At 44.3% G+C, this 26910-nt stretch carries 26 protein-coding genes and 2 pseudogenes; 14 read left to right on the forward strand and 14 right to left on the reverse strand.

Annotation, left to right across the window (positions count from 1 at the left end; all coding sequences use genetic code 11):
- Window positions 1-51: 51 nt before the first annotated feature.
- From pyrH to rpsB, 3 genes are all read right to left on the reverse strand, one after another.
- Window positions 52-783, reverse strand: coding sequence for a UMP kinase (pyrH, locus tag ACMAZD_RS13530; protein WP_009847418.1), 732 nt, complete (start codon window positions 781-783; stop codon window positions 52-54).
- A 156-nt stretch (window positions 784-939) separates the two neighbouring features.
- Window positions 940-1785, reverse strand: a complete 846-nt coding sequence (gene tsf, locus ACMAZD_RS13535; RefSeq protein ID WP_017107181.1) for a translation elongation factor Ts — start codon at window positions 1783-1785, stop codon at window positions 940-942.
- Between the two features lie 138 nt (window positions 1786-1923).
- Window positions 1924-2655: a 30S ribosomal protein S2 gene (gene rpsB / locus ACMAZD_RS13540; protein ID WP_032500394.1), complete on the reverse strand. Its 732-nt coding sequence runs from the start codon at window positions 2653-2655 to the stop codon at window positions 1924-1926.
- A 458-nt stretch (window positions 2656-3113) separates the two neighbouring features.
- Here rpsB and map point away from each other — a divergent pair, with 458 nt between their 5' ends.
- The 3 genes from map to ACMAZD_RS13555 all read left to right on the forward strand — a co-directional run bounded on the left by map (window position 3114) and on the right by ACMAZD_RS13555 (window position 7301).
- The gene (map, locus tag ACMAZD_RS13545) at window positions 3114-3992 is read left to right on the forward strand and encodes a type I methionyl aminopeptidase (RefSeq protein WP_435247615.1); all 879 of its coding nucleotides are present in this window, start codon (window positions 3114-3116) and stop codon (window positions 3990-3992) included.
- Between the two features lie 139 nt (window positions 3993-4131).
- Window positions 4132-6753, forward strand: a complete 2622-nt coding sequence (gene glnD, locus ACMAZD_RS13550; protein WP_435247616.1) for a bifunctional uridylyltransferase/uridylyl-removing protein GlnD — start codon at window positions 4132-4134, stop codon at window positions 6751-6753.
- 164 nt (window positions 6754-6917) lie between these two features.
- On the forward strand, window positions 6918-7301 hold the full coding sequence (locus ACMAZD_RS13555) for a DUF3461 family protein (RefSeq protein ID WP_435247617.1): 384 nt from the start codon (window positions 6918-6920) through the stop codon (window positions 7299-7301).
- A gap of 90 nt (window positions 7302-7391) precedes the next feature.
- Here ACMAZD_RS13555 and ltrA (ACMAZD_RS13560) read toward each other — a convergent pair whose 3' ends face one another.
- The 3 genes from ltrA (ACMAZD_RS13560) to ACMAZD_RS13570 all read right to left on the reverse strand — a co-directional run bounded on the left by ltrA (ACMAZD_RS13560) (window position 7392) and on the right by ACMAZD_RS13570 (window position 10379).
- Window positions 7392-8684 (reverse strand): group II intron reverse transcriptase/maturase, encoded by a 1293-nt coding sequence (gene ltrA, locus ACMAZD_RS13560; protein WP_435249317.1) that lies wholly within the window; start codon window positions 8682-8684, stop codon window positions 7392-7394.
- Window positions 8685-9315: 631 nt separating this feature from the next.
- Window positions 9316-10065 (reverse strand): tRNA pseudouridine(65) synthase TruC, encoded by a 750-nt coding sequence (gene truC, locus ACMAZD_RS13565; RefSeq protein ID WP_435249380.1) that lies wholly within the window; start codon window positions 10063-10065, stop codon window positions 9316-9318.
- Window positions 10065-10379 carry a YqcC family protein gene (locus tag ACMAZD_RS13570; RefSeq protein ID WP_435247618.1) on the reverse strand — a complete coding sequence of 105 codons (315 nt, stop codon included), beginning with the start codon at window positions 10377-10379 and terminating at the stop codon, window positions 10065-10067. The genes truC and ACMAZD_RS13570 overlap by 1 nt, the downstream gene beginning before the upstream one ends.
- An 87-nt stretch (window positions 10380-10466) precedes the next feature.
- Here ACMAZD_RS13570 and ACMAZD_RS13575 point away from each other — a divergent pair, with 87 nt between their 5' ends.
- Together ACMAZD_RS13575 and ACMAZD_RS13580 are read left to right on the forward strand one after the other, a co-directional pair.
- Window positions 10467-11507, forward strand: coding sequence for a DUF3549 family protein (locus ACMAZD_RS13575; protein WP_435247619.1), 1041 nt, complete (start codon window positions 10467-10469; stop codon window positions 11505-11507).
- A 98-nt stretch (window positions 11508-11605) separates the two neighbouring features.
- Entirely contained in the window at window positions 11606-11914 is a 309-nt protein-coding gene (locus ACMAZD_RS13580; protein WP_019821602.1) for a DUF3301 domain-containing protein, read from the forward strand.
- Here ACMAZD_RS13580 and ACMAZD_RS13585 read toward each other — a convergent pair.
- On the reverse strand, window positions 11880-12398 hold the full coding sequence (locus ACMAZD_RS13585) for a GNAT family N-acetyltransferase (RefSeq protein WP_435247620.1): 519 nt from the start codon (window positions 12396-12398) through the stop codon (window positions 11880-11882). The two genes, ACMAZD_RS13580 and ACMAZD_RS13585, sit on opposite strands and share 35 nt — an antisense overlap.
- Before the next feature lie 769 nt (window positions 12399-13167).
- Between ACMAZD_RS13585 and ACMAZD_RS13590 the strand changes: the two genes are divergently transcribed.
- From ACMAZD_RS13590 to ACMAZD_RS13600, 3 genes are all read left to right on the forward strand, one after another.
- A complete protein-coding gene (locus ACMAZD_RS13590; RefSeq protein ID WP_435247621.1) occupies window positions 13168-13455 on the forward strand; it encodes a hypothetical protein in 288 nt (95 codons plus the stop codon).
- 86 nt (window positions 13456-13541) lie between these two features.
- Window positions 13542-13985, forward strand: a complete 444-nt coding sequence (locus ACMAZD_RS13595; protein WP_004734361.1) for a YaiI/YqxD family protein — start codon at window positions 13542-13544, stop codon at window positions 13983-13985.
- A gap of 117 nt (window positions 13986-14102) precedes the next feature.
- A complete protein-coding gene (locus tag ACMAZD_RS13600; protein WP_435247622.1) occupies window positions 14103-14858 on the forward strand; it encodes a MipA/OmpV family protein in 756 nt (251 codons plus the stop codon).
- 153 nt (window positions 14859-15011) lie between these two features.
- Here the strand turns inward: ACMAZD_RS13600 and ACMAZD_RS13605 are convergent.
- The 5 genes and pseudogenes from ACMAZD_RS13605 to ACMAZD_RS13625 all read right to left on the reverse strand — a co-directional run.
- Window positions 15012-16151: pseudogene (locus ACMAZD_RS13605) on the reverse strand (AbgT family transporter); the annotation flags it as partial.
- Window positions 16152-16156: 5 nt separating this feature from the next.
- Window positions 16157-17185: an IS630 family transposase gene (locus ACMAZD_RS13610; protein ID WP_435247188.1), complete on the reverse strand. Its 1029-nt coding sequence runs from the start codon at window positions 17183-17185 to the stop codon at window positions 16157-16159.
- A 59-nt stretch (window positions 17186-17244) separates the two neighbouring features.
- Window positions 17245-17694: pseudogene (locus tag ACMAZD_RS13615) on the reverse strand (AbgT family transporter); the annotation flags it as partial.
- A gap of 388 nt (window positions 17695-18082) precedes the next feature.
- Window positions 18083-18208, reverse strand: a complete 126-nt coding sequence (gene ykgO / locus ACMAZD_RS13620; protein WP_081008126.1) for a type B 50S ribosomal protein L36 — start codon at window positions 18206-18208, stop codon at window positions 18083-18085.
- Window positions 18208-18468 (reverse strand): type B 50S ribosomal protein L31, encoded by a 261-nt coding sequence (locus tag ACMAZD_RS13625; RefSeq protein ID WP_004734366.1) that lies wholly within the window; start codon window positions 18466-18468, stop codon window positions 18208-18210. Before ACMAZD_RS13625 ends, ykgO begins: the two co-directional genes overlap by 1 nt.
- 124 nt (window positions 18469-18592) lie before the next feature.
- On the opposite strand from ACMAZD_RS13625, the gene tsaA reads away from it, so the two are divergent.
- From tsaA to ACMAZD_RS13650, 5 genes are all read left to right on the forward strand, one after another.
- Entirely contained in the window at window positions 18593-19288 is a 696-nt protein-coding gene (gene tsaA / locus ACMAZD_RS13630) for a tRNA (N6-threonylcarbamoyladenosine(37)-N6)-methyltransferase TrmO (RefSeq protein ID WP_435247623.1), read from the forward strand.
- A 101-nt stretch (window positions 19289-19389) separates the two neighbouring features.
- Window positions 19390-21108, forward strand: coding sequence for a proline--tRNA ligase (locus ACMAZD_RS13635; RefSeq protein ID WP_435247624.1), 1719 nt, complete (start codon window positions 19390-19392; stop codon window positions 21106-21108).
- A gap of 185 nt (window positions 21109-21293) precedes the next feature.
- On the forward strand, window positions 21294-21989 hold the full coding sequence (locus tag ACMAZD_RS13640) for a tellurite resistance TerB family protein (protein WP_435247625.1): 696 nt from the start codon (window positions 21294-21296) through the stop codon (window positions 21987-21989).
- Window positions 21990-22193: 204 nt separating this feature from the next.
- Window positions 22194-22397 carry a YaeP family protein gene (locus ACMAZD_RS13645; RefSeq protein ID WP_435247626.1) on the forward strand — a complete coding sequence of 68 codons (204 nt, stop codon included), beginning with the start codon at window positions 22194-22196 and terminating at the stop codon, window positions 22395-22397.
- 1 nt (window position 22398) lies between these two features.
- Window positions 22399-22590 (forward strand): DUF4250 domain-containing protein, encoded by a 192-nt coding sequence (locus ACMAZD_RS13650; protein WP_004738555.1) that lies wholly within the window; start codon window positions 22399-22401, stop codon window positions 22588-22590.
- Window positions 22591-22926: 336 nt separating this feature from the next.
- On the opposite strand, the gene glyA is transcribed toward ACMAZD_RS13650, so the two are convergent.
- On the reverse strand, window positions 22927-24177 hold the full coding sequence (gene glyA / locus ACMAZD_RS13655) for a serine hydroxymethyltransferase (protein WP_435247627.1): 1251 nt from the start codon (window positions 24175-24177) through the stop codon (window positions 22927-22929).
- 347 nt (window positions 24178-24524) lie between these two features.
- Between glyA and ACMAZD_RS13660 the strand changes: the two genes are divergently transcribed.
- Window positions 24525-25127 carry a YitT family protein gene (locus tag ACMAZD_RS13660; protein ID WP_435247628.1) on the forward strand — a complete coding sequence of 201 codons (603 nt, stop codon included), beginning with the start codon at window positions 24525-24527 and terminating at the stop codon, window positions 25125-25127.
- A 121-nt stretch (window positions 25128-25248) separates the two neighbouring features.
- Here the strand turns inward: ACMAZD_RS13660 and ltrA (ACMAZD_RS13665) are convergent, their stop codons facing one another.
- The gene (gene ltrA / locus ACMAZD_RS13665) at window positions 25249-26541 is read right to left on the reverse strand and encodes a group II intron reverse transcriptase/maturase (protein ID WP_435249317.1); all 1293 of its coding nucleotides are present in this window, start codon (window positions 26539-26541) and stop codon (window positions 25249-25251) included.
- Between the last annotated feature and the right edge of the window lie 369 nt (window positions 26542-26910).

The following is a 26910-nucleotide window of genomic DNA, read 5'->3' on the forward strand; positions in this document are numbered from 1 at the left end:
GAGTGATAAGGATAAGTTTACCAAAGTGTAAACCTCAGTAAGCCCGAAAAATTAATCAGCATCGCTGATTAATGTACCTTCAGTTTCACCCATAACCACGCGGCGTAGTGCGCCTGGTTTATTCATGTTAAATACACGGATTGGCATTTTGTGATCACGTGCTAGCGTAAATGCAGCCAAATCCATTACTTTCAATTCTTTCTCAAGAATCGTGTTGTAAGACAAAGTATCATACAGCTCTGCGTCTGGGTTTGCTACTGGGTCAGCAGTAAATACACCATCTACTTTCGTCGCTTTTAGAACTACGTCAGCTTCGATTTCGATACCACGTAGACACGCAGCAGAATCTGTAGTGAAGAATGGGTTACCAGTACCTGCAGAGAAGATCACAACGCGACCTTGACGTAGTTGGCTGATTGCATCTGCCCAGTTGTAATCGTCACACACACCTTTAAGAGGGATAGCAGACATTACACGTGCGTTTACGTAAGCACGGTGTAGAGCGTCACGCATTGCAAGGCCGTTCATTACCGTTGCAAGCATACCCATGTGGTCACCAACAACGCGGTTCATACCTGCTTCAGCAAGGCCTGCACCACGGAAAAGGTTACCGCCACCGATAACAACACCTACTTGAACACCTAGTTCAACCAATTCTTTTACTTCTTGAGCCATACGATCAAGGATCGTCGGGTCAATACCAAAACCTTCTTCGCCTTGTAGTGCTTCACCGCTAAGTTTTAACAGAATACGTTGATACGCCGGTTTAGGGTTCGTAGTCATGGAGTTTACCTTCCAAAGAGTTGATGATTAACAGTCATGGATAAAAACTGATTAGCTCAGTTCGCATTCATAACAGCTAAAAGCCAAAAATAATTCACTATTCATAAAAAGACCGCAGCATTTGCCACGGTCTTTTTTCAATCAATACGCTAAGGATTAACCTTGTTGTACTGCTGCAACTTCGTCTGCGAAGCTCATTTCAGCAGCTTTCTCGATACCTTCACCAACTTCTAAACGAACGAAGGTAGTAACTGATGCGCCTTTCTCTTTAAGAATGTCAGCAACAGTTTTCTTAGGTTCCATGATGAAAGCTTGACCAGTAAGAGATACTTCGCCCGTGAATTTCTTCATACGGCCGATAACCATTTTCTCAGCGATCTCTTGTGGTTTGCCTTCGTTCATAGCGATTTCTACTTGAACAGCTTTTTCTTTTTCTACTACGTCAGCAGGTACGTCAGATGGGTTAACGTACTCAGGCTTAGAAGCAGCAACGTGCATAGCGATGTGCTTAAGCGTTTCAGCTTCGCCTTCACCAGCAACAACAACACCGATTTTCTCGCCGTGACGGTAAGAAGCTAGTGCAACACCTTCAACAAGCTCAACACGACGGATGCTGATGTTCTCACCGATCTTAGTTACTAGAGCGATACGTGCGTCTTCAAATTTAGCTTGAAGAGCAGTGATATCTAGACGTTCAGCTAGAGCCGCTTCAGCAACTTCGTTAGCGAATGCAAGGAAACCTGCATCTTTAGCTACGAAATCAGTTTGGCAGTTCACTTCAAGAAGAGCAGCAACGCCAGCTTCTTCTTTAATGATGATTGTACCTTCTGCAGCAACGTTACCAGCTTTTTTAGCTGCTTTCGCTGCGCCAGATTTACGCATGTTTTCAATTGCTAGCTCGATGTCGCCTTCAGCAGCAACAAGCGCTTTTTTACATTCCATCATGCCCGCTGCTGTGCGTTCACGAAGTTCTTTAACTAGAGCTGCAGTTACAGTTGCCATTCTCTATTCCTTAGTAAATTCTAAAAAAGATAAAAAACAGGGGCCTAATTAATTGGCCCCTGATATTGACTGTATTCAATCCGTTAAGCCATCGATTATGACCGCTTAATATGAACTAAATATGGCTCAGAGCCGCTATTATTCAGCTTCTACAAAACCGTCTTTTTCAGCAGCTACAGCAGCAACATCTTTGTTACGACCTTCTTTAACCGCGTCTGCAGCAGCGTTTAGGTAAAGCTGTACTGCACGGATTGCATCATCGTTACCTGGGATAACGAAGTCAACACCGTCTGGGTTAGAGTTAGTATCAACTACAGCGTAAACTGGGATACCTAGGTTGTTTGCTTCTTTAACTGCGATGTGTTCGTGATCAGCATCGATAACGAATAGAGCGTCTGGAAGACCGCCCATGTTCTTGATACCACCAAGAGATTTCTCTAGCTTCTCCATTTCACGAGTACGCATTAGAGCTTCTTTCTTAGTAAGCTTGTCGAAAGTACCGTCTTGAGCTTGCGCTTCAAGTTCTTTCAGACGCTTGATAGACTGACGAACAGTTTTGTAGTTCGTTAGCATACCGCCTAACCAGCGGTTGTTAACGTAGAACTGGTTGCTGTTGATAGCAGCTTCTTTAACAGCTTCAGATGCAGCGCGCTTAGTACCAACAAAAAGAACTTTACCTTTCTTCTCGCCAACTTTAGCAATTTCAGCTAGAGCTTCGTTGAACATTGGTACAGTTTTTTCTAGGTTGATGATATGAACTTTGCTACGAGCGCCAAAGATGAATGGCTTCATTTTTGGGTTCCAGTAACGAGTTTGGTGACCGAAGTGAACACCAGCTTTAAGCATATCGCGCATTGATACAGTTGCCATTTTAAAATCCTCTATGGGGTTAGGCCTCCACACTCCCCATGAATCCGACCCCTAACAACTAACCACTTTTTCAGCCGTTATCTGTGTTGTTGAGGCACCCCGGAACATGTGTCGGAATGTGTGTGATTTAAAGATATAAGTTAGTGAACACGAAGCTTGTTTCGCCAATTGGAGAAAACAGTCCTGATGTCCGGCGCGCTTTATACCATATTTTGTTCATCTATGGCTAGAAAAAAATATAAAAATGGCGGTTGCTATACTGATCTTTGACGGTGTATTTCTCTTATAAATAGTATCAATATCGCAAGAGGCAATCGGCTTAAAATTGAACACTATTCAATCACGCTCAGTAGTATCCAACAGCATTATATGGGTATCAGAATGTTGCGCTAAAATGCTGCACTGCTAGAATAGCCCCAATATGCACACTTAGGTGCTACCAAATTAAGAGATATGCAATGGCTGTAAAAATTAAAACTGCTGAAGAAATTCAAAAAATGCGCGTTGCCGGTAAGCTGGCTTCTGAAATTCTAGAGATGATTGAGCCTCATATTCAAGTAGGTACCACGACAGAAGAACTGAATAAAATCTGTCATGAGTACGCTCTAGAAAGAGGCGCGTACTCAGCACCACTTGATTACCACGGTTTCCCTAAGTCAATCTGTACGTCTATCAACCACATCGTATGTCACGGTATTCCAGCATCACAAGATGAGACTGGTAGCACTGGTCAATTCAAACCTGCTGTATTGAAAGATGGCGATATTCTAAACGTTGATATCACTGTGATTGTTCCTGATGACGAAAATACTGACCTAAGCAATCGTCCGCAAGGTTACCACGGTGACACATCTAAGATGTTCCTTGTGGGTGAAGTTTCTCCAGCAAACAAGCGTCTATGTATGGTTGCTCAAGAAGCACTTTATGAAGGGATGCGCCATGTGAAACCAGGTGTTCAGCTTGGTCAAATTGGTACGGCTATCGAGAAGTACATCAAAACTAACAATAAGAACAACCCACGCGCTAAGTTCTCTATTGTGAAAGATTACTGTGGACACGGCATCGGTTCTGAGTTCCACGAAGATCCACAGGTGGTTCACTACAAAAACAGTGACCGTACCGTACTGAAAGCTGGCATGTGTTTCACAATCGAGCCAATGATCAATGCTGGTAAGTTTGGTTGCCGTCTTGATGACGAAGATAGCTGGACAGTGTACACAGCAGACAGCAAGAACTCTGCACAGTGGGAACACACGCTGGTTGTAACTGATACAGGTTGTGAAGTACTGACACTACGCAGCGACGATACAATTCCACGTATCATGAAGAACGCTTAATTCAACAAGCTGAATATCTGAGACTTTTAAAAATATCCTTGCATTGTCGAGGATATTTTTTTATCTACGTAATTTCGATTTTCCATCAGCTTCTGTTAAATTGTTTACTATTCTCATTTGCTTGCACGGATAGCAGACTATGCCTTATCAATGTCCCCTTACGTTTAATGACGAACAAATTGCAATCTGCGAATTAAAAAATCAACTCGAAATCTTCACGCAGTATCAGAAAGATGAATTTCTCAATCATCACCCTGTGACAGACCTAGTATTGCTGCGCTCTGAATATATGGATTTGCTTCTCAACCGATTATGGGATCATTTTGAATTTAGCAAACTGCCTCATATTGCGTTGGTCGCTGTGGGTGGTTATGGTCGCGGCGAACTGCACCCGTTATCCGACATTGATATCTTAATCGTATCGCAAAAGACGCTGCCTCCAGCACTTGGTGAAAAAGTCAGTCAGTTCATCACGCTACTTTGGGATTTGAGACTCGAAGTTGGCCATGCGGTGCGCACCATTGCCGAATGTATTGAGATTGGTAGTGACGATTTAACCGTTGCGACTAACCTGCAAGAGTCGCGCTTACTGTGTGGCAGTGAAGACACCTTCCAAGAACTGAAACTAAAGGTTCATTCCGATTCATTTTGGCCAAGTGAGACGTTTTACAAAGCCAAGATTCAAGAACAAAGAGAACGTCATGCTCGCTACCACGACACCACCTACAATCTAGAACCGGATATCAAATCAACACCCGGTGGATTAAGAGACATCCACACTCTGAGTTGGGTAGCGCGTAGACACTTTGGTGCCACATCTCTATTAGAGATGAGCAAATACGGATTCCTAACCGATGCTGAGTATCGCGAGCTCGTCGAGTGCCAAGATTTCTTATGGCGCGTTCGTTTTGCCTTGCATATCGAACTACGTCGTTACGACAACCGTCTTACCTTCGCGCATCAGGTTCAAGTAGCTGAACACCTTGGCTATACTGGTGAAGGCAATCGTGGCGTAGAAATGATGATGAAGGAGTTCTATCGAACACTTCGTCGTGTAGCAGAACTCAACAAGATGCTGCTTAAACTGTTTGACCAAGCGATCATTAACGGCGGTCAAACACAAGAAGCGGAGATTATCGACAACGACTTCCAACGTCGAGGCTCACTGATCGAAGCGCGTAAGCCTGCCCTATTCCAAGCTCGTCCGGAAACGATTCTCGATATGTTTATCCATATCGCAAATGACTCTTCCATCGAAGGGGTCAGCCCGCCAACCTTGCGACAGCTGCGTACGGCACGTCGCCGATTAAACCGCTTCCTGCATACCATTCCTGAAGCCCGTGACAAGTTCATGGACTTGGTTCGTCACCCAAATGCATTGCACAAAGCTTTTAGCCTGATGCATAAACTGGGCGTGCTATCGGCCTACTTACCGCAGTGGAGCCAAATTGTTGGTCAAATGCAGTTTGATTTGTTCCACGTTTACACCGTTGATGAACACAGTATTCGTCTGCTCAAGCACATCAACCGTTTTAACCAAATTGAAAACCACGATAAGCATCCTATTTGTTGTGAAGTTTATCCGCGAGTTCAGAAAAAAGAGCTGCTGATCCTCGCCGCTATATTCCACGATATCGGTAAAGGCCGCGGTGGTGATCACTCGGAGATCGGCGCCGTTGAGGCTTACTCGTTCTGTATCGAGCATGGATTGTCAAAACCAGAAGCAAAGCAAGTCGCGTGGCTCGTTCAGAATCACCTATTGATGTCTGTCACCGCTCAACGCCGTGATATCTACGATCCTGATGTCATCACAGAGTTTGCTAAAAAAGTCCGCGACGAAGAATCATTAGAGCTACTGGTGTGCTTAACCGTCGCCGATATCTGTGCGACTAACCCTGAATTATGGAACAGCTGGAAACGTACCCTGCTAGCCGAGCTATTTCACTCAACACAGCGAGCGCTACGTCGTGGCTTAGAAAACCCTGTCGATGTCAGAGACCGTATTCGTCACAATCAGCAGATGGCATCAGCTCTGTTACGTAAAGAGGGGTTCACTGCTCGTGAGATTGAAGTGCTTTGGCAACGTTTCAAAGCCGACTACTTCTTACGTCATACACACAAGCAAATCGCTTGGCACTGTGAGCACTTACTTCGTCTGGAAGACCCAAGCCAACCGTTAGTTTTGATCAGCAAGAAAGCGACACGTGGTGGCACTGAGGTGTTTGTTTACTGTAAAGACCAAGCTGCACTTTTTGCGACCGTAGTGGCTGAATTGGATAGACGTAACTTCAACGTTCATGATGCGCAGGTCATGGTCAGCAAAGATGGCCATGTTTTGGATACCTTTATCGTACTTGATCAGCACGGTGAAGCGATTGATGAAGCGAGACACAAAGCCGTGGCTAAACATTTAACTCATGTGTTGGCTGATGGTCGACCAACTAAAATTAGAACACGCAGAACGCCACGTAACTTGCAGCACTTCAAGGTAAAAACTCTGGTCGAATTCCTACCGACCAAGAGTAAGAAACGCACCTTGATGGAACTCAGAGCCCTGGACACACCGGGATTACTGGCTCAAGTTGGTGCAACCTTTGCTGAGTTAGACATCAATTTGCACGGCGCTAAAATTACCACCATCGGCGAACGTGCAGAAGATTTGTTTATTCTGACCAGTGAAACGGGAGGAAGGTTGTCTGAAGAGCAGGAACAAGCTCTGAGAGAAAGATTAACTGAGCATGTTTCGGAACTCGCGCCCTAAAAAGAGAATCGAATCATCAGATAAGGGTGGGTAAAGATAGAGAGCGATCTTGCCCACAACTTACAATCAATTCCCATATATCAACTATCTAGCTCGTCGTTAGGCTGCTACATTGATCAAGTCAATTATATAAAAGTATTATATTCATAAACTAGAGGTCGCTTATGTATCCAAACCTCACTGGCTTAGGTATCCACGAACCTAAACAGATTGAACGTTACTCCCTTCGCCAAGAAGCTCACAAAGATATTCTTAAGATTTACTTCCGTAAACAGAAAGGCGAACTGTTCGCGAAAAGCGTTAAGTTTAAGTATCCACGACAAGTGAAAAGTGTGCTTGTTAGCGGTGGCAACAATCAATACAAAGAAGTGACCGAGATTAACCGTAATCTCACACTTGTAATTGATGAGCTCAATAAGATCACCAAGCCGGTTCCAACCGCAGAAGTTGATGTGAAACAAAAAATTCTCACTGACTTACGCCACCTAGAAAAAGTGGTATCGAGTAAGATCGCAGAGATCGAAGCGGATCTAGAAAAGTTAAAATGATCCCGAGAATAAACAACTAACAACCACATTAGTTGTTCCACTCAAATCACACAGAATCGAGTAGGAGGAGGCCTCGCAGCCTCCGTCCTCTCACACCACCGTACAAGCGTGGGTCGCATACGGCGGTTCCGAATATACTTTCAGTGACTCGTACCCATCTCTTAATGAGTACAGCCCCAACCCCTCGAACCATTTTATTGGCATGGCGTGATTAACCTGTGGCGTTAAAGCTAGATGCCACCAACCCTTATCTGACATCGCTAGCTTCCACGCATTACGCTCCGTTACACCTTGTCGCTGTAACCATGTCGCTATGCTGTGTCTGCGTTTGCGCTGCTTTAGTCGGTAGCACCTTAGTCTACGCCGTATCCATTCATCTAAGCGCTGCATTGCACTTTTACGAACAGTAAGCTTGAAGTAGTGTTGCCATCCTCTTAGATATTGAGTTAACTCCGTGATTATCACCTGTAACTCTCGTCCTCGATTTCGCTTCGTTATCTGACGTACTCGCTTCTTCATTTGAGCTTGTGCCGTCTTCGATATCCCGATTGTTCCGTCTATCTGGAAGCGATGGCTTAGGTAAGTTCGCTTTGTCACTCTCGTTGCTGCACTTTTCTTACGGTTTACCGTCAGCTTTAGTTTCTGCTCCAAGAACTCCGTTATCGACTCTTTGACTCGATGAGCGGCTTCCTCACTACGCACGTAGATTTGGCAGTCATCTGCATATCGACAGAACTTATGCCCTCTACGCTCTAACTCTTTATCCAGTTCATCTAATACAATATTTGATAGTAGCGGAGATAATGGCCCACCCTGGGGTGTGCCTCGTTGTCTCTGCTCAACTAGTCCATGTCGCATTATGCCTACCTGTAGGTATGACCTAATTAGCTTTAACACGCGTTTATCAGCAATATCTTGTGACAGCCTGTGCATTAGCCTATCGTGATTCACTGTATCGAAGTATTTTGCTAGGTCTATATCTACTACATAACCTCGACCCTCTCGGATGTAGCGACTGGCGGCCGCCAATGCATGGTGCGCACTGCGGTTGGGTCTAAACCCGTAACTATTGTCGGAGAACTTCGGCTCATAGATACATGACAGCACTGATGTGATTGCCTGTTGGACTACCCTATCAAGGACTGTTGGGATACCTAATTGCCTTACGCCACCACTAGCTTTGGGGATTTCTACACCAAGAACAGATTGAGGTTGATAGCTTCCATCCAGAAGAATCTGGCGAAGCTCTTGCCCGTTTGATGCCTGTCGAAGTCTTGAGATAGTGGCGTTGATGTCGAGCTTGTCGACTCCTGCACACCCTTTGTTCTTCTTCACGCGTCTAAGAGCTTGATTCAAATTGGTTGAAGAGCAAATTTGCTCCATCAACGAAGTTGAGGTCACCAAGACTCGCCCTCCTGTCTATGCCGACCATGCTTGTCATTCTTCGTATCCATGAGCTTTACTTGCGGTATTGCCCTTTGGGACGTAGAGATGAGTTTCATCTTGCTATGACTCCACATGATTGAGTGTCTAGTGACTGCTTCTTGATATATTCAGTTCAGGCCTTCCTTTGAGTTGTACATTCTCAAAGTACTATGCCTTCTGCTGACTTCTTATTGTCCATCACACAACATCACTGCTGTATTAGTCTCTATTGAGACAAACAATAAGATCTCCCGAGGTAAGGCGTTGTTCTTTCCCTTGGCTGTGCCTGATTTACCACTACACACTTCCCGTCGAGGCATTGGACTATTCTATCTATGGCTAGGTTGCCCAAGTTGTAATGGCCTACTATCAGATTTCTGTTCGTCACAACCAAGTTTTGCCATTTGCTTCCTTCAGATTTCACCTCACGGTGAACACCCTTGCATAGGCTAACGGTTCTCGCTCGACTGAGCCCGTAGAGGACTTTCACCTCCTAGATCAACGCCATGCTCGGCGCACCATTAAAAAGGGCTGATATCACTATCAGCCCTTTGTTTTTCTACTGCCTACGTTGACTAGACGCGTGTGTTTACTTAGACAAACGCGCTTCAGCATCCACTAAGTTGGTATCCCATTCAAAGGTTTCAAACAACCTTAACCACGTTTCATCTAGATTGGCCTTCATAACCAACTTTTCTTTAGTGAAAGGGTGAATGAAATGCAACTCAGAAGCATGCAGCAACAGACGGTGTGAATCTAAATCATCACGAAACAGTCGGTTATGCTTACCATCACCATGCGAAGTATCGCCAACGATTGGGTGTCTTAGATGAGCCATGTGACGACGCAGCTGATGTTTACGCCCTGTCTTTGGCATCATCTCAACTAAGCAGTAACGACTGGTAGGAAAACGGCCTGTTGAATACGGCACTTCGACTTTCGCTAACGGCTCGTAAACGGTGACGGCTTCTTGTGGTTCTTTATCTTCTTTCGCGAACTTGTCTGCGATCTTATCCAACTCGACCTTGAGTGCATAGTCGAGCGTATCGCCCTCTTCTATCCAACCACGAACAATCGCATGATAAGTCTTTTGCATCTCATGGTTGGCGAACATCGGCATCACCTGTGAAGCCACCTCACTCGACAGTGCAAACACCAACACACCAGAAGTAGGTCTGTCTAAACGATGCAGAGGAAAAACATGCTGACCAATTTGGTCACGCAGTGTCTGCATAACAAATTGAGTCTCGTGTTTATCCAACCATGAGCGATGCACTAGCATACCCGCCGGCTTATTCACCGCGACAAAATACTCATCTTGATAAATGATCTCTAACATTACGCGCATACCTCATCAATGCTCAGAATCGTCACTAGCAGTTCAGCTTTGTCTATCTCGCTTTTCCACACTTCACCAAAATAAGGATGAATCGCAAAGCCTTTCGGTAGGCTCATTTGGGCATCCATCATTGCGTTAATCTTTACGATAAAGATCCACTGTAACCACTCTTCCGGTTGTAGCGAGTCAATCGCGAAAGGTTCAACGCTTGCAAGCGCCTCATCCGAGGGAGGAAGCGAGCTCCACAGAGAACATTGGCGCATTTGTTGTTCTAATTGTTGAAGTAAAAGAGGTAACTTTGTGGCTGCTGTCATTTTTCACCAAGTTATTTATCTAGTGACCTTGAAATTGGGGCATAGAGTACCATCTATTTAGGAAAGAAAGTTAGGAGCTTTATTACTATGGAAACCATTCACACGCTCACTCAGTTGCTAAAGAATAGCGGTTGCCAATACGACATCTACGACCTAGGTCGTCGTATCCAGAAAATCGACAACACCCTATTCTCTGATGTTGAGCAGGGGAAACAGCCATACCCGTTTCCACTTCAGAAACAAGCTCACTTAGCCATTAGCTACTGGAACGAACACAAACAGCCATGGATTTGGTTTCTAAAATTCAAACTGGACGAAAGAGGCTTACTGCATCAAGGAGATGTGGGTAATTTTCTTAAGTTTGTTATTGAAGCAATGGGCACGCGTTTGAACGGCGATATCAGCGAAGAGCAACAACAAAAGCTGTCAAACAACCCTTATACTTTCAAGCCTTCTGAAGACAAAATGGCCGTATTCCATAGCCAAGTAAGAGCAGGTTTAGACCTCGCGACGAGCCAATATTACGAACACGCTCAACATTACTTTACTGGTGAGCTTGGTTGGGACAACTGGAAAACGGTTGGTCTACAAGGTATCACAGATATGTGCGCGCGTTTAGGCAGCCAACAAAACGGTGTCTCGATTCGCAAAGCCATCAATAAACTGCCATCAGAACCGCTATACGCGACGTTAGGTGCGCTGGAGCATACACAAATCAATGACAAACTCGCTCAACGCTTACAAGAGCTTGCAGAAAATGAGATCGCAAGTAATGAGCCTGATTTGTTCTTACTTTCAGCCTTGGTTCGTGCCCTTTCCGGTGCAGAACAAGGGATCGCGATTAACATCATTAACCAAGTTCTCGCTAGTCCACGCTTGAGCCACCAAGAAGTGTTGATTGGTTTAGCGGGTCGCAGCTGGCATGCGCTACAAGACCCTGCGATTGCTGAGCAATTCTTGTTACGTCTCGCACAAACGGGCAATCAAAACCTGTTCAATCAGTTATTTGCAGATTTAGTGATGATTCCGACACTAAGAATGGTATTTTTACCCTTGTTGAATTCGAACCCATCACCTGAGCTCGCAAAAGCATTGATTGAGTTACAACAAGCGGCTAAGTCTCAATAACGGACTGACGACTAATTCAAGAGCGGGGTTGCTCTATAGCTCGTTGAAATACGCTGTAATGACAATTGGAATAGAGATAAAAAGGAAGTATGGATTAAATGATAGATAACTTATTGGCTATTTTGTTTCTGTGCTTCTTTTGCTTTTTATTTTGGCAGCAGCGCAGGCAATCCGAGCTTGCGAAAGCTGCCATTGCGAGAAAGTGTAAAGAGCTAGACCTACAATTATTAAGTGTCGCCTTCAGTGGTCATAAACTTAAGATGCGCCATGAACTAACTACCATTTGGCGCTGGCATACCGTGTACCAATTTGAGTTTTCGGCATTAGGTGATGATCTGTACCAAGGAAAACTGACGATGGTCGGCTTCCGCTCTATGCGGTTTGAGCTGCAGCCTCATAGAATGTAACGTCGCAATACGTGGTATAACTATATTCATGAAAAGGGCCAAACTGATCTTGTTTGGTCTCTTTAAATGCAAAGCCTAACTTTTCGAGTAACTTAATCGATGGGTTATGACCAACATTAACGGTCGCAACCACATTCGTTAGGTGCTCTTCAAAGCACACCAAACTAAAGAAAGGTTTTAGCACTTCGCTAGCAAGGCCTTGATTCCAGAACTCCTTGTCTAGAATAAATCCCAGTTCATGCTTCCCTTCTTCAGACGAAACAAACAAATGTCCAAGATATTCACGTGTTTGGTTGTGGATAATTGCGCGGCAAAAGCCCACGTTATCATTCAGTATTTCTTGAAATAGGTGTTTTGCAGAGGCGATAGAATGCGGCCCGTTCATTTCAGCACGATTAATGGGGCAGCAATTCAACTTGATAAAGTCATGTTCTAACTGCTCTGTATAAGGTACCAACAGCGTTCTTGAGGTTGCTATCGTCATAAAACACTCCTTGTGTTGACCATTAGCAGAAAAGCAGATGTCTCGCGCTTAGGTAAAAAGCTTCTGAATTAAAGAGAGCCCCTAGATAGAAAAAAGCCTTAGGAAAAGAAAAGCCCCGACACCGAAGTGTCAGGGCTAGGGTCTTACTCGCAGCAGTCCGGCTACTAATTAATGCTCCATGCATCATCCATAATAGTGGCTGTAATCCTTCAGCTCTTTCCTTTACTTCGCCGTCCTAGCGGTGTCCAATCATCCTGAAAGCTAACAATCCTAGTTAGCGCACATCACTTGTTCCGTGAGCGGTGTCCTTTACATCGTCCTGATGCTAATCCAACCCTTTAAATCCTAAAGGTGTCCATTGTCATTCCGTTGCAGCTAACTTCCTGTTAACTGACTGTATCCCTTCAATGTCCTTACGCTCCATGCTTGACTACTCAATCCTAAGTAACCAAATCTTCATCCTGAAGATAACCAAATCCTTGGTGCTTTCCTGTTCCGTGTCAGAATCCTTCCGACAAGGTTTAATTTACGCGATTTAAGATTTCGGACAATAGATTTGCATCACATTTTGAATTCAATAAAGTTGTTAATTATATAAAACAATTAAAATTCAATAACTTAAATATATGTACATCAATCTCTCTAGAGAACTATTTGTGTTATCTCACAGCCTTTGTAAGAGATCTCTCACACGCGATGGGCTGCTTTATGATTCGCTATCATTCACTGGAGCGAGTAAAATGACCAAATACTGAAAATGGAGGTCAACATGCTGACAAAAGATGTGTCTGAAGAGTTGAAATCAGTGCTTGAAGGACTGCAAGTACAAGGGAAAGAGCCAACCGTTGCTTTAGTGAAAGCTCGTATGAGTACATCCGTTCCAATGCCTGCTTTGATTACAACCATCAAGAGCTGGAAAAGTGCGAATCGCGTACCTAAAGTGGAAGTCGCGACACAAGGAGAGCCAGCACTTGATCGTGTTAGCCAACTAGAAAAGAAAATCCTTGAACTTACCGCTCGCGTTGCCACGCTAGAAGCTAAGTTAACGGAACAATAAGTTAACTGAACAATAAGCTAACTGGTCAGTAAAGCAACTGAGCAATAAGTTGACCGATAAATAAGCTAACAGAGAAATAGAACACTATGAAGATATGGGTTGATGCGGACGCTTGTCCCAAGGTTATCCGAGAAACAATCGTACGCGCAGCTGAACGCACAGGGGTCGAATGTACCTTTGTCGCGAACCATTTGGTTCCCGTTCCCAAGCGTAACAACATTCACTCAATTCAAGTCCCAAGCGGATTTGATATTGCAGATGATGAAATCGTAAAACGCACTGAACCCGGCGATCTAGTGATTACCTCTGACATTCCTCTGGCTGACGAAGTGATCACCAAAGGTGCGCTTGCTTTAAGCTCTCGCGGCGAGCTTTACACCAAAGAAACCATCAAAGCGCGTCTCAACATTCGTGACTTTATGGATACCATGCGTTCAAGTGGTATTCAAACTGGCGGACCAAGCACCCTTTCTCAGACCGACCGTCGTGAGTTCGCAAACCACCTCGATCGCCTGCTAGCTAAACGCTAATCGTAGCCTTTCTAATGACGACAACTTTAGAAGTCGTCACTTAGTCGATACAGCCCGATGAAATTTTAATCGACATACTCCGTTCTTGATATTTATTACAATAACGGAGTATTGCTTATGATTCGTCGAATCGCCCTCTCGCTATCCATTGTTTTTGGCAGCACCCAACTTTCTTTTGCTGATGAAGACTTTGCCGATGAACACTTTGCTGATCAAGAGTACGGAATCATCGGAGGCAGCATCACCTATGGTGAAAGTGTTTTCTCGACTAAAAGTGCCCCTCAATTTGGCGCGACACCCAACCTATTCTATTCAGGTCCAAAAGGCTTTATCGATGGTAGCCTAGCCAATTGGCAACTGCTGCCTTACGTCGGACTATCTGGAAATTGGCGCTTTGCTGAAGTGTCAGACACCTTCGTTGACTTACCTAACGGCATTCAAGATAGAGATGGTAATGGAGAACTGGGGATAACCTTAGGATCGGTAGGCGCACGCCTCACCTACTTACATGATGTAACTTCAGAACATAGCGGCTACGAAGTTCAACTTCACTTAGGCAGAACGTTGGAAACCTGGATGCAGCCATTCACGATTACGCCCTACCTAGAAGTCGATTATCGAGACAAGAAACTGTCTAATCACCTGTATGGTATTTCTAACACCGAATCTTCAGCTTCGGGACTAAACCAGTTTGATGCGGGATCAACCTTTGTCTATCAAGCCGGGTTAATCGGGCTTTATGAGTTCACGCCAACTTGGATTGGTATCGCTCGAGCAGACCTAATTCATCATGACAGCGACAGCGCGTTGATACAACGAGACGTGGGCTGGTCATTCGAACTAGGCGTCACCTATCGGTTTGCGGGATTGTAAGTTTGTAGATTCCAATAATTTGTAGGCTCCAATAAAAAGACCCCCAATAATTGGTGTCCAACTATTGGGGGTCAGTTCACAATGCAGGCTCTTGGGTATATCGTCTTTTATTCAGTTAATAAGCGAATCGAAATGTTCGCTTATCACAGTTCACTAAGGCGTGTAGTACGTTGCAGCGCCTGGACCTACTGGTAGACCGAATACGAAGACCCATAGGTAGAACAAGATGCTCCAACCGAACATGAATACCATTGAGTAAGGCAACATTGTCGCGATCAGTGTACCAATACCTAGATTCTTCATGTAGCGAGTTGCTACAGCAAGGATAAGACCGAAGTAGCTCATCATTGGTGTAATGATGTTGGTTGTTGAATCACCGATACGGTAAGCCGCTTGAATCGTTTCAGGTGCGTAGCCTACTAGCATTAGCATTGGAACGAAGATTGGCGCCGTTACTGCCCACTGTGCAGAAGCTGAACCGATCATCAGGTTAATGAAGCCACACATTAGAATGAATGCAAAGAACAACATTGGACCCGTTAGGCCGATATCCTGAAGGAATGTTGCGCCGCCTACAGCGACCACTTGACCAAAGTTAGTCCACTTAAAGAAAGCAACAAACTGTGCAGCAAAGAATACAAGAACAATGTACATGCCCATTGAAGACATAGACGTTGCCATTGCATTAATCACATCACGGTCATTCTTCATTGAACCAGTAACTTTACCGTAAACAAAACCAGGAATAGCAAAGAATACAAAGATAAACGCGACGATACTTTTCAGGAATGGAGAACCTGAAATCGTACCGGCCTCTGAACGCAGAACACCGTCAGCAGGAACCACAGTCCAAGCTAAAAGTGCACTAACGATTAATACAGCAACACCCGCTAGCTTGAGGCCTTTCTTCTCAATAGCAGTAAGTTTACCCATCGAGTCATTTGAAAGATCTTCAGACGCGTCTTCATCGTTGTATTTGCCTAACTTAGGTTCAACAATCTTCTCTGTTACCAATGCACCGGCAATCGAGATAAAGAAGGTCGAAACAAACATGAAGTACCAGTTTGATTCAGGGCCAACAGAATAAGATGGATCAAGCATTTGTGCTGCTGTTTCTGTGATACCAGAAAGCAGTGGATCAACCGTACCAATAAGTAGGTTTGCAGAATAACCACCAGATACACCAGCAAATGCTGCCGCTAGACCTGCTAATGGGTGACGACCCAATGAGTGGAAAAGCATTGCTGCAAGAGGGATAAGTACTACGTAACCCAGCTCTGAAGCCGTGTTATACCCTTTCAACTTGAAGATGCAGGTATCAGTACCTGAAAATTATCTGTAATTCTGGATACAAGTGAGCCTGCAACTTCTGGTAACGTCACATCGAAAAACTTTTTGATAGCAGAGGTGAATGCTGTTTTGGAGGGAAAATAGACATTGTTCCTCACATGCTCATTCATTACTTTCCAAAGCCGCTCTATTGGATTTAAGTTTGGGCTGTATGGGGGTAAGTAATGAAGCTCTATATTGAGTACTTTTGCCGCATTCCTAACCATTTCTGACCGATGGTAGGCTGCACCATCAAGCACAATATGCACGGTTTGCTCTAGTGGATAATGCTCTTTCTTGAGTTTCCAAAAGAAGCGAACAATACTCTCGCTATCTATCGTTTCATAAGTATCTGTGATCGTTGCGCTGATGTTTTTCAATGACAGAGCACCGATTAGATTCACTCGAGTGCGGCTACCTGTCGTTTCAATTAGCTTATCCTGTCCCTTACGGATCCAGCCACAGCTAAGTTTTGTTGATTGAGTTGGATGAACGGCGTCCATGAAAAGTACAGGCGCATCCTTGGGCTTAAGTACCTCGTTGTAATACTCGATAAATGCTTGCTGCTCTTCAGGCTTTAGTTTATGTGGTACACCTTTGGGCTTTTTGTATGCAAAACCGTGGTGATGTAACCACTTATTAATCCCAGAAACGGTGTAGCTCACACCGAATTCAGCTTCGACGTAAGTAACGATTTGACGCGTATGAAAATAGGTTTTCTCAGTCAAATGCTCGATGAGCTGCATCGTCTGAGTATCAGAAAGTAGACTCTGGCTCCCGCCATTCTCAGGTTTAAGTTTTTCAGATAGAGCATAATCACTAAGATGACGAGCAACTGTAGATTCATGGATACGAAGGGCTTGAGAGATCATAGGCGGGCTCCAACTTTCGGAAGCTAGCAAGACCGCTTTTATACGGTCGCATACTCGACGATCACGCTCAGTATTGTGCATCTGTTCGAGTTGTTGTTTTTGCTCAGGAGTTAGTACCATTTTCATGGTGAGTAGCATGATCCTGATTTCATTGAAAATCAAGCATCTTCAATGATCACGGGTATAGAGATAATACCGGCAAATACCACGGTTACAGTAACCATGCGTTGAGATGCGCCTATTACCATGCCGCGCATTGCCGCAGATAATAGACCTGAGTGTTCAGCAATCGCAACACCTAGCATTGCAACAAGCACGGTACCAAGTGGCGCGAAGCCAACAAAGTTCTTAACTAGATTCGTTACGATGAGTTGTAAGCCCTCAGCATTAAGTAAGCTTACAACGTGGATCATGCCATCAGCAGCACGACCGCTAGCACCTTCTGGGCGAGGATCCATTACAGATACTTCGAAGTAACCAGCAATTCCTGAAGAAACTAGGATTGCGGCACAGAAGATTGCGAAAAGAGTGATTGGGTGGGGTAAAAGGTTCCCCAAATATTCAACGCCATCGAGAAAGCGGGTAAAAATAGGTTTCTTTGGCGAGTTGTTTTTTATTGAAGCTGATGAACTCATCAGTTCCCTCCTTGTAGTGATTCCTGTGCAATTGTGACAAAAATGTTCAAATTGCCAGCGAAGGGTACGCGACAAAATTATCAATTAGAAATTCAAAATGTTACAAAATATGTAACTAACGACGACTTTTAACTCTATTTGAACAATTAACCAGCAAATAAATCTACATTAAAAACGAAAATTAGATTTATAATTCACAACCATGCATCTACAGAAAACATAACTCACAATATAACCCATTGATTCACTTGAAAATAAAACACACCGTACGCTAAGGGCGTCACTCGATATCCGGTCAGTTTCCTTTCGAAGGAAAAGAAAAACAGACAAATGAATGAAGTTTGACTTCCCCCTCGTTTTTAAACTCGTGTCACATCAAATTTACTGGCTATTTCTGAACCGCTTTGAATCTTGGATTGGATTTACAGATGACATAATGACGCCCTCTACGCTTAACGATTTGGCAATCGGGGTGACGGCTTTTCGCACTTTTAAGTGATTTAATAACTTTCATTATTTAGCTCCCTTGCCTAATTGACCAAAGCGACGAGTAAAGTTAGCAACACGTCCTTCTTTATGTAGCACTCTCTGTTTGCCCGTGTAGAAAGGATGCGATTTTGCAGACACTTCAATCGTGAAATAAGGGTAAGTATTACCATCTTCCCATTCAATAGTACGCTCTGTTTTCAAGGTTGAGCCAATCAAGAAGTATTCATCAACACTGGTGTCGTGGAACACCACTGTGCGGTAGTCCGGGTGGATATTCGGTTTCATTGTATTTCCCTAAATGATTAAATTGATATGTTATAACATGACAAATGATAATCATTATCAAAAGAAAAACAAGTGATTTTGTGATATTTTTCCGCCATATATCGTAATTAGAGAACGTCCACTCATGTACTCCATTGAACCTATTGGCTTTATAGAATCTCCCTATAAAGAGAAGTTCGCGGTACCAAGGCAGCCTAGATTGGTGCCTACATCCACCTCCAGAGTCAGACTGGTTGACGCAGCAAACTGCCTTGAGTCTGTTCGGCATATTGAGCAATTTAGCCATGTGTGGTTGTTGTTTTTGTTCGATAAGAACCTTGAGACGGGCTGGAAACCAACAGTGAGGCCACCTCGACTTGGCGGTAATGAACGCATTGGTGTCTTCGCATCACGTGCCACCTTTAGGCCGAATGGAATAGGCATGTCTGCAGTTGAACTCAAAGGTGTATATCAGGAAAAGGGGCAAACTTGGTTGGACTTGGGCAGTGTTGATCTCGTTGATGGCACGCCTATCATCGACATCAAACCTTATATCCCCTACTCGGATTCGATTCCCGATGCACTAGGAGGGTTTGCCGCCGATGAACCTGAGGTGTTAGATGTGAACTTCTCGCAGCAAGCTCAAAGTAAGCTGTCTGGTCACCCACAGGCGCGCCATATCATTCAGGTGATCAAAGAAGTGCTAGGCCAAGATCCACGCCCCGCCTATAAGAAAGGCAAACCAGACAGTAAAGAATATGCGGTAAATTTGTTCGATCTTAACGTGAAATTCGTTGTTGAAACGCTTTTCATCAATGTAACCGACATTGAACGCTTTTGAGATCCCAAATAGGCTGATATTATATGCGGCTATATCAGATTTGCTGTCGTCACTAACTGCAGCAAATTTTCTTTTATCAATGATGAAACGGATACCATAGAATGCGTACCAGTAACTACCTTCTTTCTACTCTGAAAGAGACTCCAAACGACGCAGAAGTTATCAGCCACCAGCTGATGCTACGTGCAGGTATGATCCGTAAGCTAGCTTCAGGTTTATATACTTGGCTACCTACTGGTCTACGTGTACTGCGTAAAGTCGAAAATATCGTTCGCCAAGAGATCGATAATGCAGGTGCCGTTGAAATCTTGATGCCCGTAGTTCAACCGTTTGAGCTTTGGGAAGAGACTGGCCGTTCTGAAAAGATGGGCCCTGAGCTACTTCGTTTCACAGACCGTCACTCTCGTCCGTTCGTTCTTAGCCCAACAGCTGAAGAAGTTGTGACGAGCCTAGTACGTAACGAAATTAGCTCTTACAAACAGCTTCCTCTAAACCTGTACCAAATCCAGACTAAATTCCGTGATGAACGCCGCCCTCGTTTTGGCGTAATGCGTGCACGTGAATTCTCTATGATGGATGCGTACAGCTTTGATATCGATAAAGAAGGCTTAGAAAAGTCTTACCAAGCGATGCACGATGCTTACTGTAAAGCATTCGACCGCATGGGCCTTGAGTACCGTCCAGTATTGGCAGACTCTGGGGCAATCGGCGGCAGCGGCTCTCAAGAGTTCCACGTTCTTGCCGAAAGCGGTGAAGACCTAATCGCATTCTCTTCTGAATCTGATTACGCAGCGAACATCGAGAAAGCAGAAGCACTAGCTCCTACTGAAGAAGTTGCAGCGCCAACTCAAGAGATGGAACTGGTTGATACACCAAACGCAAAAACAATTGCGGAGCTTGTAGAGCAACACGGTCTAGCAATCGAGAAGACAGTTAAGACTCTATTCGTTAAAGCATCTGATGACGTTGAAGCAGGCATCATCGCACTGATCATCCGTGGTGATCACGAGCTAAACGAAGTGAAAGCAGAAAATCTTCCACAAGTTGCTTCTCCTCTAGAGATGGCTTCTGAAGAAGAAATCCGTGCACTTGTTGGTGCTGGTCCTGGTTCACTAGGTCCTGTTGGCCTAGAACTACCATTCATCGTTGACCGCTCTGTTGCTGTAATGAGTGACTTCGGCGCTGGCGCAAACGTAGACGGTAAGCACTACTTCGGTATTAACTGGGGTCGTGACGTTGAGCTTGCTCAAGTTGAAGACCTACGTAACGTTGTTGAAGGCGACCTAAGCCCATGTGGTCAAGGTACTATCCAACTTAAGCGCGGTATCGAAGTTGGTCACATCTTCCAACTGGGTAATACTTACTCTAAAGCAATGAACTGTAACGTGCTTGGTCCTGATGGTAAGAGCGTAATCCTAGAAATGGGTTGTTACGGTATCGGTGTTTCACGTGTTGTTGCATCTGCTATCGAGCAAAACCACGATAAATTCGGTATCACTTGGCCAGACGCACTAGCGCCGTTCCAAGTTGCTATCGTACCTATGAACATGCACAAATCTGAGCGTGTTAAAGAAGCCGCTGAGAAGCTATACGCTGAATTAACAGCTATGGGTATCGAAGTACTATTTGATGACCGTAAAGAGCGTCCAGGTGTTATGTTTAAAGATATCGAGCTTGTGGGTATCCCTCACACTATCGTTATCGGTGATCGCAGCATGGACGAAGGTAACTTCGAATACAAAAACCGTCGTACTGGTGATAAAGAAGTTATCGCAATAGACACGGTTATTGAGCACCTTAAGTCTCAACTAGCTAAGTAATCCGATTATTTACTAAATAAACATTGAAAGGCTGCCATTAGGTGGCCTTTTTTGTGCCTGTCGTTTCTCTTCAAACTCCCTTCTATTTATCACTAGAGTAAATAACGTAAGTTAATCCTCTGTTCATCTTTAAATCCGTATATTGGCTTCAACTACTCTTTGACACATTTACATTGGAGGTATCGATGGATATCAAAAGCTTACTTAACCAAGCACTTAAATCAGATCTCGTTAAGCAAGGTACTCAGAAGCTTTCCCAAAGATCTTCGAGTTTAAGTAGCCTTTCTAAAAGCAGTAACAGCAATGGCAAAAGTAGCAGCAAGAGCACACTTGGCGTCTTCGGGGCAGGCGCAGTTGGCGCCGGACTTTTAGGTGCGTTAATGGGCTCTAAAAAGACCAAGAAGATGGGTAAAAAAGCGGCTGGCATTGGCGGCGCAGCTGCACTGGGCGCTTTGGCTTATAAGGTCTACAACGATTACCAATCTAAACAAGGTCAGACACCCAATGTCGAACAAGCTCAATTTGATGAGAACGATTCAAACCATAACGTACTGATTCTAAGATCGATGATTGCAGCGTCCAAAGCCGACGGGCATGTTGATGAAGAAGAGATGGCTAAGATAGAACAAGCCGTCGAGAACATGGGCGCAGATTATCAGCTGACTAAATTGGTATCTGAAGAATTGCACAAGCCACTCGATCCAAGCGAGATCGCTCAGCTAGCAACCTCCCCTCAACAAGCAAGTGAGATCTACTTAACTTCTTTAATTGTGGCTGACGAGCAGAACTTTATGGAAAAGGCGTATCTCAAAGAGTTGGCAAAGCAGCTCAACTTAGCTGATGGAGTCACTTATCAGCTTGAACAGCAAATATCCGGCTAATCAGCAGATACTAAGCTACTCAATAAATACCAGCGAATCGTAAAGATCGACCTAAATGACAAGCTAACCAAGTGATATATCGAGCATAAACAAAATAGGATATTGAGCAAGGACAAAATAACTCTGAACTTAATCAGATCCACTTTGTTTTTGCTTATCTCTATGTGTATATTGAGATCAGTTACCATTTGGTTAGGTATAAAAATGAAAGTATACGATTGTTGTAATTTGGTGCGTGAACTGTATTCTCAAATTGGCAGTGGCGACCAAGGCTACATCCCTAAAGCGATCACCTGCGCTGTAAAAACATTGAATGACCTTGCTGCGGATGAGTCTCTTCCTAAAGAAGCGAGAGATAGCGCTGCATTTGCCGCAGCTAACCTACTGATCTCAGATTTCGAGGACTAATATGAACCTCGCTAACTTTGAAAAGATGGATCCTGTAATGTTGATGAGCATCGTCAACATGAAGCTGCGTGACGACTTCGGTGGTGATTTGGATCGAGTAGTCAACTTCTACGAAATCGACAAAGCAGCATTGATTGCAAAACTTGCGTCTGCTGGTTTTGAGTACCTTCCAGAAGCCAAACAGTTTCGATAATGATTTAAAAACAAGCTTCCTATTAAAAGACCAACCTCTGTGTTGGTTTTTTTTGTTGGTGATACGTAATAAGCAGTCAGGCACCTCGCTCAGCATCAAAAAGTAGAACAGACATAAGCGAACGACAAGGGTTAATGTGAAAGCATTAGCCCTTTTTAGCACTCGCTCTTTATTACTTAGATAAATAACCTTCAAACGTAAAAAAAGGCTCCTATACAGGAGCCTTTCAAATCGTATTTTTCAATCAAATAGCTTTAGTTCAAGGAAAAGACGCGGAGTTTACGAATGTAAATGAGCACCTTTGACACAGAAATTAAGCTATTTGAGCCAGAAAAATTAAGCGTAAACAGGTAGACGCTTACAAATTTCTAGAACTTTTGCTTTCGTTGCTTCGATAACAGACTCATCACCCATGTTATCAAGGATGTCACATATCCAGCCAGCCAGAGCTTTCGCGTCTGCTTCTGAGAAACCACGACGAGTAATAGAAGGAGAACCGATACGGATACCAGACGTAACGAACGGGCTACGTGGATCGTTTGGTACTGAGTTCTTGTTAACTGTGATATTAGCTGAACCTAGTGCTGCATCTGCTTCTTTACCCGTGATGTCTTTGTCGATTAGGTCAACTAGGAACAGGTGGTTTTCTGTAGAACCTGAAACGATGTTGTAACCGCGTGCTAGGAATTCAGCCACCATTGCTTTTGCGTTAGCAACTACGCGAGCTTGGTATTCTTTGAACTCTGGCTCTAGAGCTTCCTTGAACGCTACTGCTTTGCCAGCGATAACGTGCATTAGAGGGCCACCTTGGCCGCCTGGGAATACGGCTGAGTTTAGCTTCTTGTAAAGAGCTTCACCTTCGTTAGAAAGGATAAGACCACCACGAGGACCAGCAAGCGTTTTGTGCGTTGTAGTCGTTACAACGTGAGCATGTGGAACTGGGTTCGGGTAAACACCTGCAGCGATTAGACCAGCAACGTGAGCCATGTCTACGAAGAAGTAAGCACCTACTTTGTCAGCGATTTCACGCATGCGCTTCCAATCACAAACTTGAGAGTAAGCAGAGAAACCACCGATGATCATCTTAGGTTTGTGCTCAATAGCTAACGCTTCCATCTCTTCGTAATCGATTTGGCCCGCTTCATCGATACCGTAAGGAATGATGTTGTAAAGCTTACCAGAGAAGTTTACTGGAGAACCATGAGTTAGGTGGCCACCGTGCGCAAGGCTCATGCCAAGAACTGTATCGCCAGCGTTTAGTAGCGCCATGTACACAGCGTTGTTCGCTTGAGAACCTGAGTGAGGCTGTACGTTCGCGTATTGCGCGCCAAATAATTCACATGCACGTTCGATTGCTAGAGTTTCAACTTTATCTACGAACTCACAACCACCGTAGTAACGCTTACCAGGGTAACCTTCAGCGTATTTGTTTGTAAGTTGAGAACCTTGAGCTTCCATTACACGTGGGCTTGTGTAGTTTTCTGAAGCGATAAGTTCGATGTGCTCTTCCTGACGAAGAGTTTCTTCTTGGATAGCTGCGAATAGATCCGCATCGTAATCAGCAATGTTCATGTCACGCTTAAGCATCTGTATCTCCTGACTCAGATTGTACTGAAAGTTTCAAAAAAACCACACAACGACCGAAAGCAAACGTTTCCGTCACCGCTTTGATGTGACGCATTCTACATAATTTGATCTAGGTCATAAAGAGCTAATTGCAATTTTATCATGCAGTTTTTTCATAATCACATATAAGATTCATCATGGTTATTAAGCATATCCAACCAAAGATGACGCTTACTGTCAATTTTACGATTTACACTCTGTAAAACGCAGATTACATAGGTTTACCTTAATTTTGCCCCTCTAGCTACCGAAAGCTAAGGTTTTTCTCTACTATGCTCGCCTTTATTGGATAGGTAATTATAAAAACGATGGAAAAACACACACGTAAAGAAGATTGGGTAGCAATCCTCACTGGCACGTTTTTAGTGGCGTTAGGCGTCTTCTTTTTACAGTCAGCAAACCTGCTTACTGGTGGCACGACTGGCTTAGCTCTGCTTTTGAGTCAATTTACGCCAGTAACCTTTGGTATTCTGTACTTTATTGCTAACTGTCCATTCTATCTATTGGCATGGAAACGATTTGGCCGTCACTTCGCAATAAGCAGTGCTATCTCTGGTGCTTTAGTGTCTATATTTGCTGATCATTTATACTTGGTGATTTCGTTAGACGTTCATAATGAGATTTATTGTGCAGTCGCTGGCGGCTTATTAATGGGCTTAGGTATGCTGATCTTATTCCGTCATCGCTCAAGCTTAGGTGGCTTCAACGTATTGTGTTTGTTCATTCAAGATCGCTACGGCATCTCGGTAGGTAAAACCCAAATGGCCATTGATGCGTGTATTCTGTTTGCTTCATTCTTCTTTGTATCGCCTTGGGTGATTGCTGTTTCTGTATTGGGCACCGCAGTACTGAACATTGTATTAGCAATGAATCACAAGCCAACTCGTTATTCGGTCAACTACGCGTCTTAGCGCTTACTAGCTGCCCTATGTTGTTAGTATCTGGTGCTTTAGCTTCCTGCTATGCAGGAAGAAATATTATGACCAATACATCACTAATCGAGTAGGAGGAGGCCTCGCAGCCTCCGTCCTCTCACACCACCGTACAAGCGTGGGTCGCATACGGCGGTTCCGAATATACTTTCAGTGACTCGTACCCATCTCTTAATGAGTACAGCCCCAACCCCTCGAACCATTTTATTGGCATGGCGTGATTAACCTGTGGCGTTAAAGCTAGATGCCACCAACCCTTATCTGACATCGCTAGCTTCCACGCATTACGCTCCGTTACACCTTGTCGCTGTAACCATGTCGCTATGCTGTGTCTGCGTTTGCGCTGCTTTAGTCGGTAGCACCTTAGCCTACGCCGTATCCATTCATCTAAGCGCTGCATTGCACTTTTACGAACAGTAAGCTTGAAGTAGTGTTGCCATCCTCTTAGATATTGAGTTAACTCCGTGATTATCACCTGTAACTCTCGTCCTCGATTTCGCTTCGTTATCTGACGTACTCGCTTCTTCATTTGAGCTTGTGCCGTCTTCGATATCCCGATTGTTCCGTCTATCTGGAAGCGATGGCTTAGGTAAGTTCGCTTTGTCACTCTCGTTGCTGCACTTTTCTTACGGTTTACCGTCAGCTTTAGTTTCTGCTCCAAGAACTCCGTTATCGACTCTTTGACTCGATGAGCGGCTTCCTCACTACGCACGTAGATTTGACAGTCATCTGCATATCGACAGAACTTATGCCCTCTACGCTCTAACTCTTTATCCAGTTCATCTAATACAATATTTGATAGTAGCGGAGATAATGGCCCACCCTGGGGTGTGCCTCGTTGTCTCTGCTCAACTAGTCCATGTCGCATTATGCCTACCTGTAGGTATGACCTAATTAGCTTTAACACGCGTTTATCAGCAATATCTTGTGACAGCCTGTGCATTAGCCTATCGTGATTCACTGTATCGAAGTATTTTGCTAGGTCTATATCTACTACATAACCTCGACCCTCTCGGATGTAGCGACTGGCGGCCGCCAATGCATGGTGCGCACTGCGGTTGGGTCTAAACCCGTAACTATTGTCGGAGAACTTCGGCTCATAGATACATGACAGCACTGATGTGATTGCCTGTTGGACTACCCTATCAAGGACTGTTGGGATACCTAATTGCCTTACGCCACCACTAGCTTTGGGGATTTCTACACCAAGAACAGATTGAGGTTGATAGCTTCCATCCAGAAGAATCTGGCGAAGCTCTTGCCCGTTTGATGCCTGTCGAAGTCTTGAGATAGTGGCGTTGATGTCGAGCTTGTCGACTCCTGCACACCCTTTGTTCTTCTTCACGCGTCTAAGAGCTTGATTCAAATTGGTTGAAGAGCAAATTTGCTCCATCAACGAAGTTGAGGTCACCAAGACTCGCCCTCCTGTCTATGCCGACCATGCTTGTCATTCTTCGTATCCATGAGCTTTACTTGCGGTATTGCCCTTTGGGACGTAGAGATGAGTTTCATCTTGCTATGACTCCACATGATTGAGTGTCTAGTGACTGCTTCTTGATATATTCAGTTCAGGCCTTCCTTTGAGTTGTACATTCTCAAAGTACTATGCCTTCTGCTGACTTCTTATTGTCCATCACACAACATCACTGCTGTATTAGTCTCTATTGAGACAAACAATAAGATCTCCCGAGGTAAGGCGTTGTTCTTTCCCTTGGCTGTGCCTGATTTACCACTACACACTTCCCGTCGAGGCATTGGACTA

It is taken from the genome of Vibrio sp. nBUS_14 (assembly GCF_051201655.1).
Classification (GTDB): Bacteria; Pseudomonadota; Gammaproteobacteria; order Enterobacterales; family Vibrionaceae; genus Vibrio.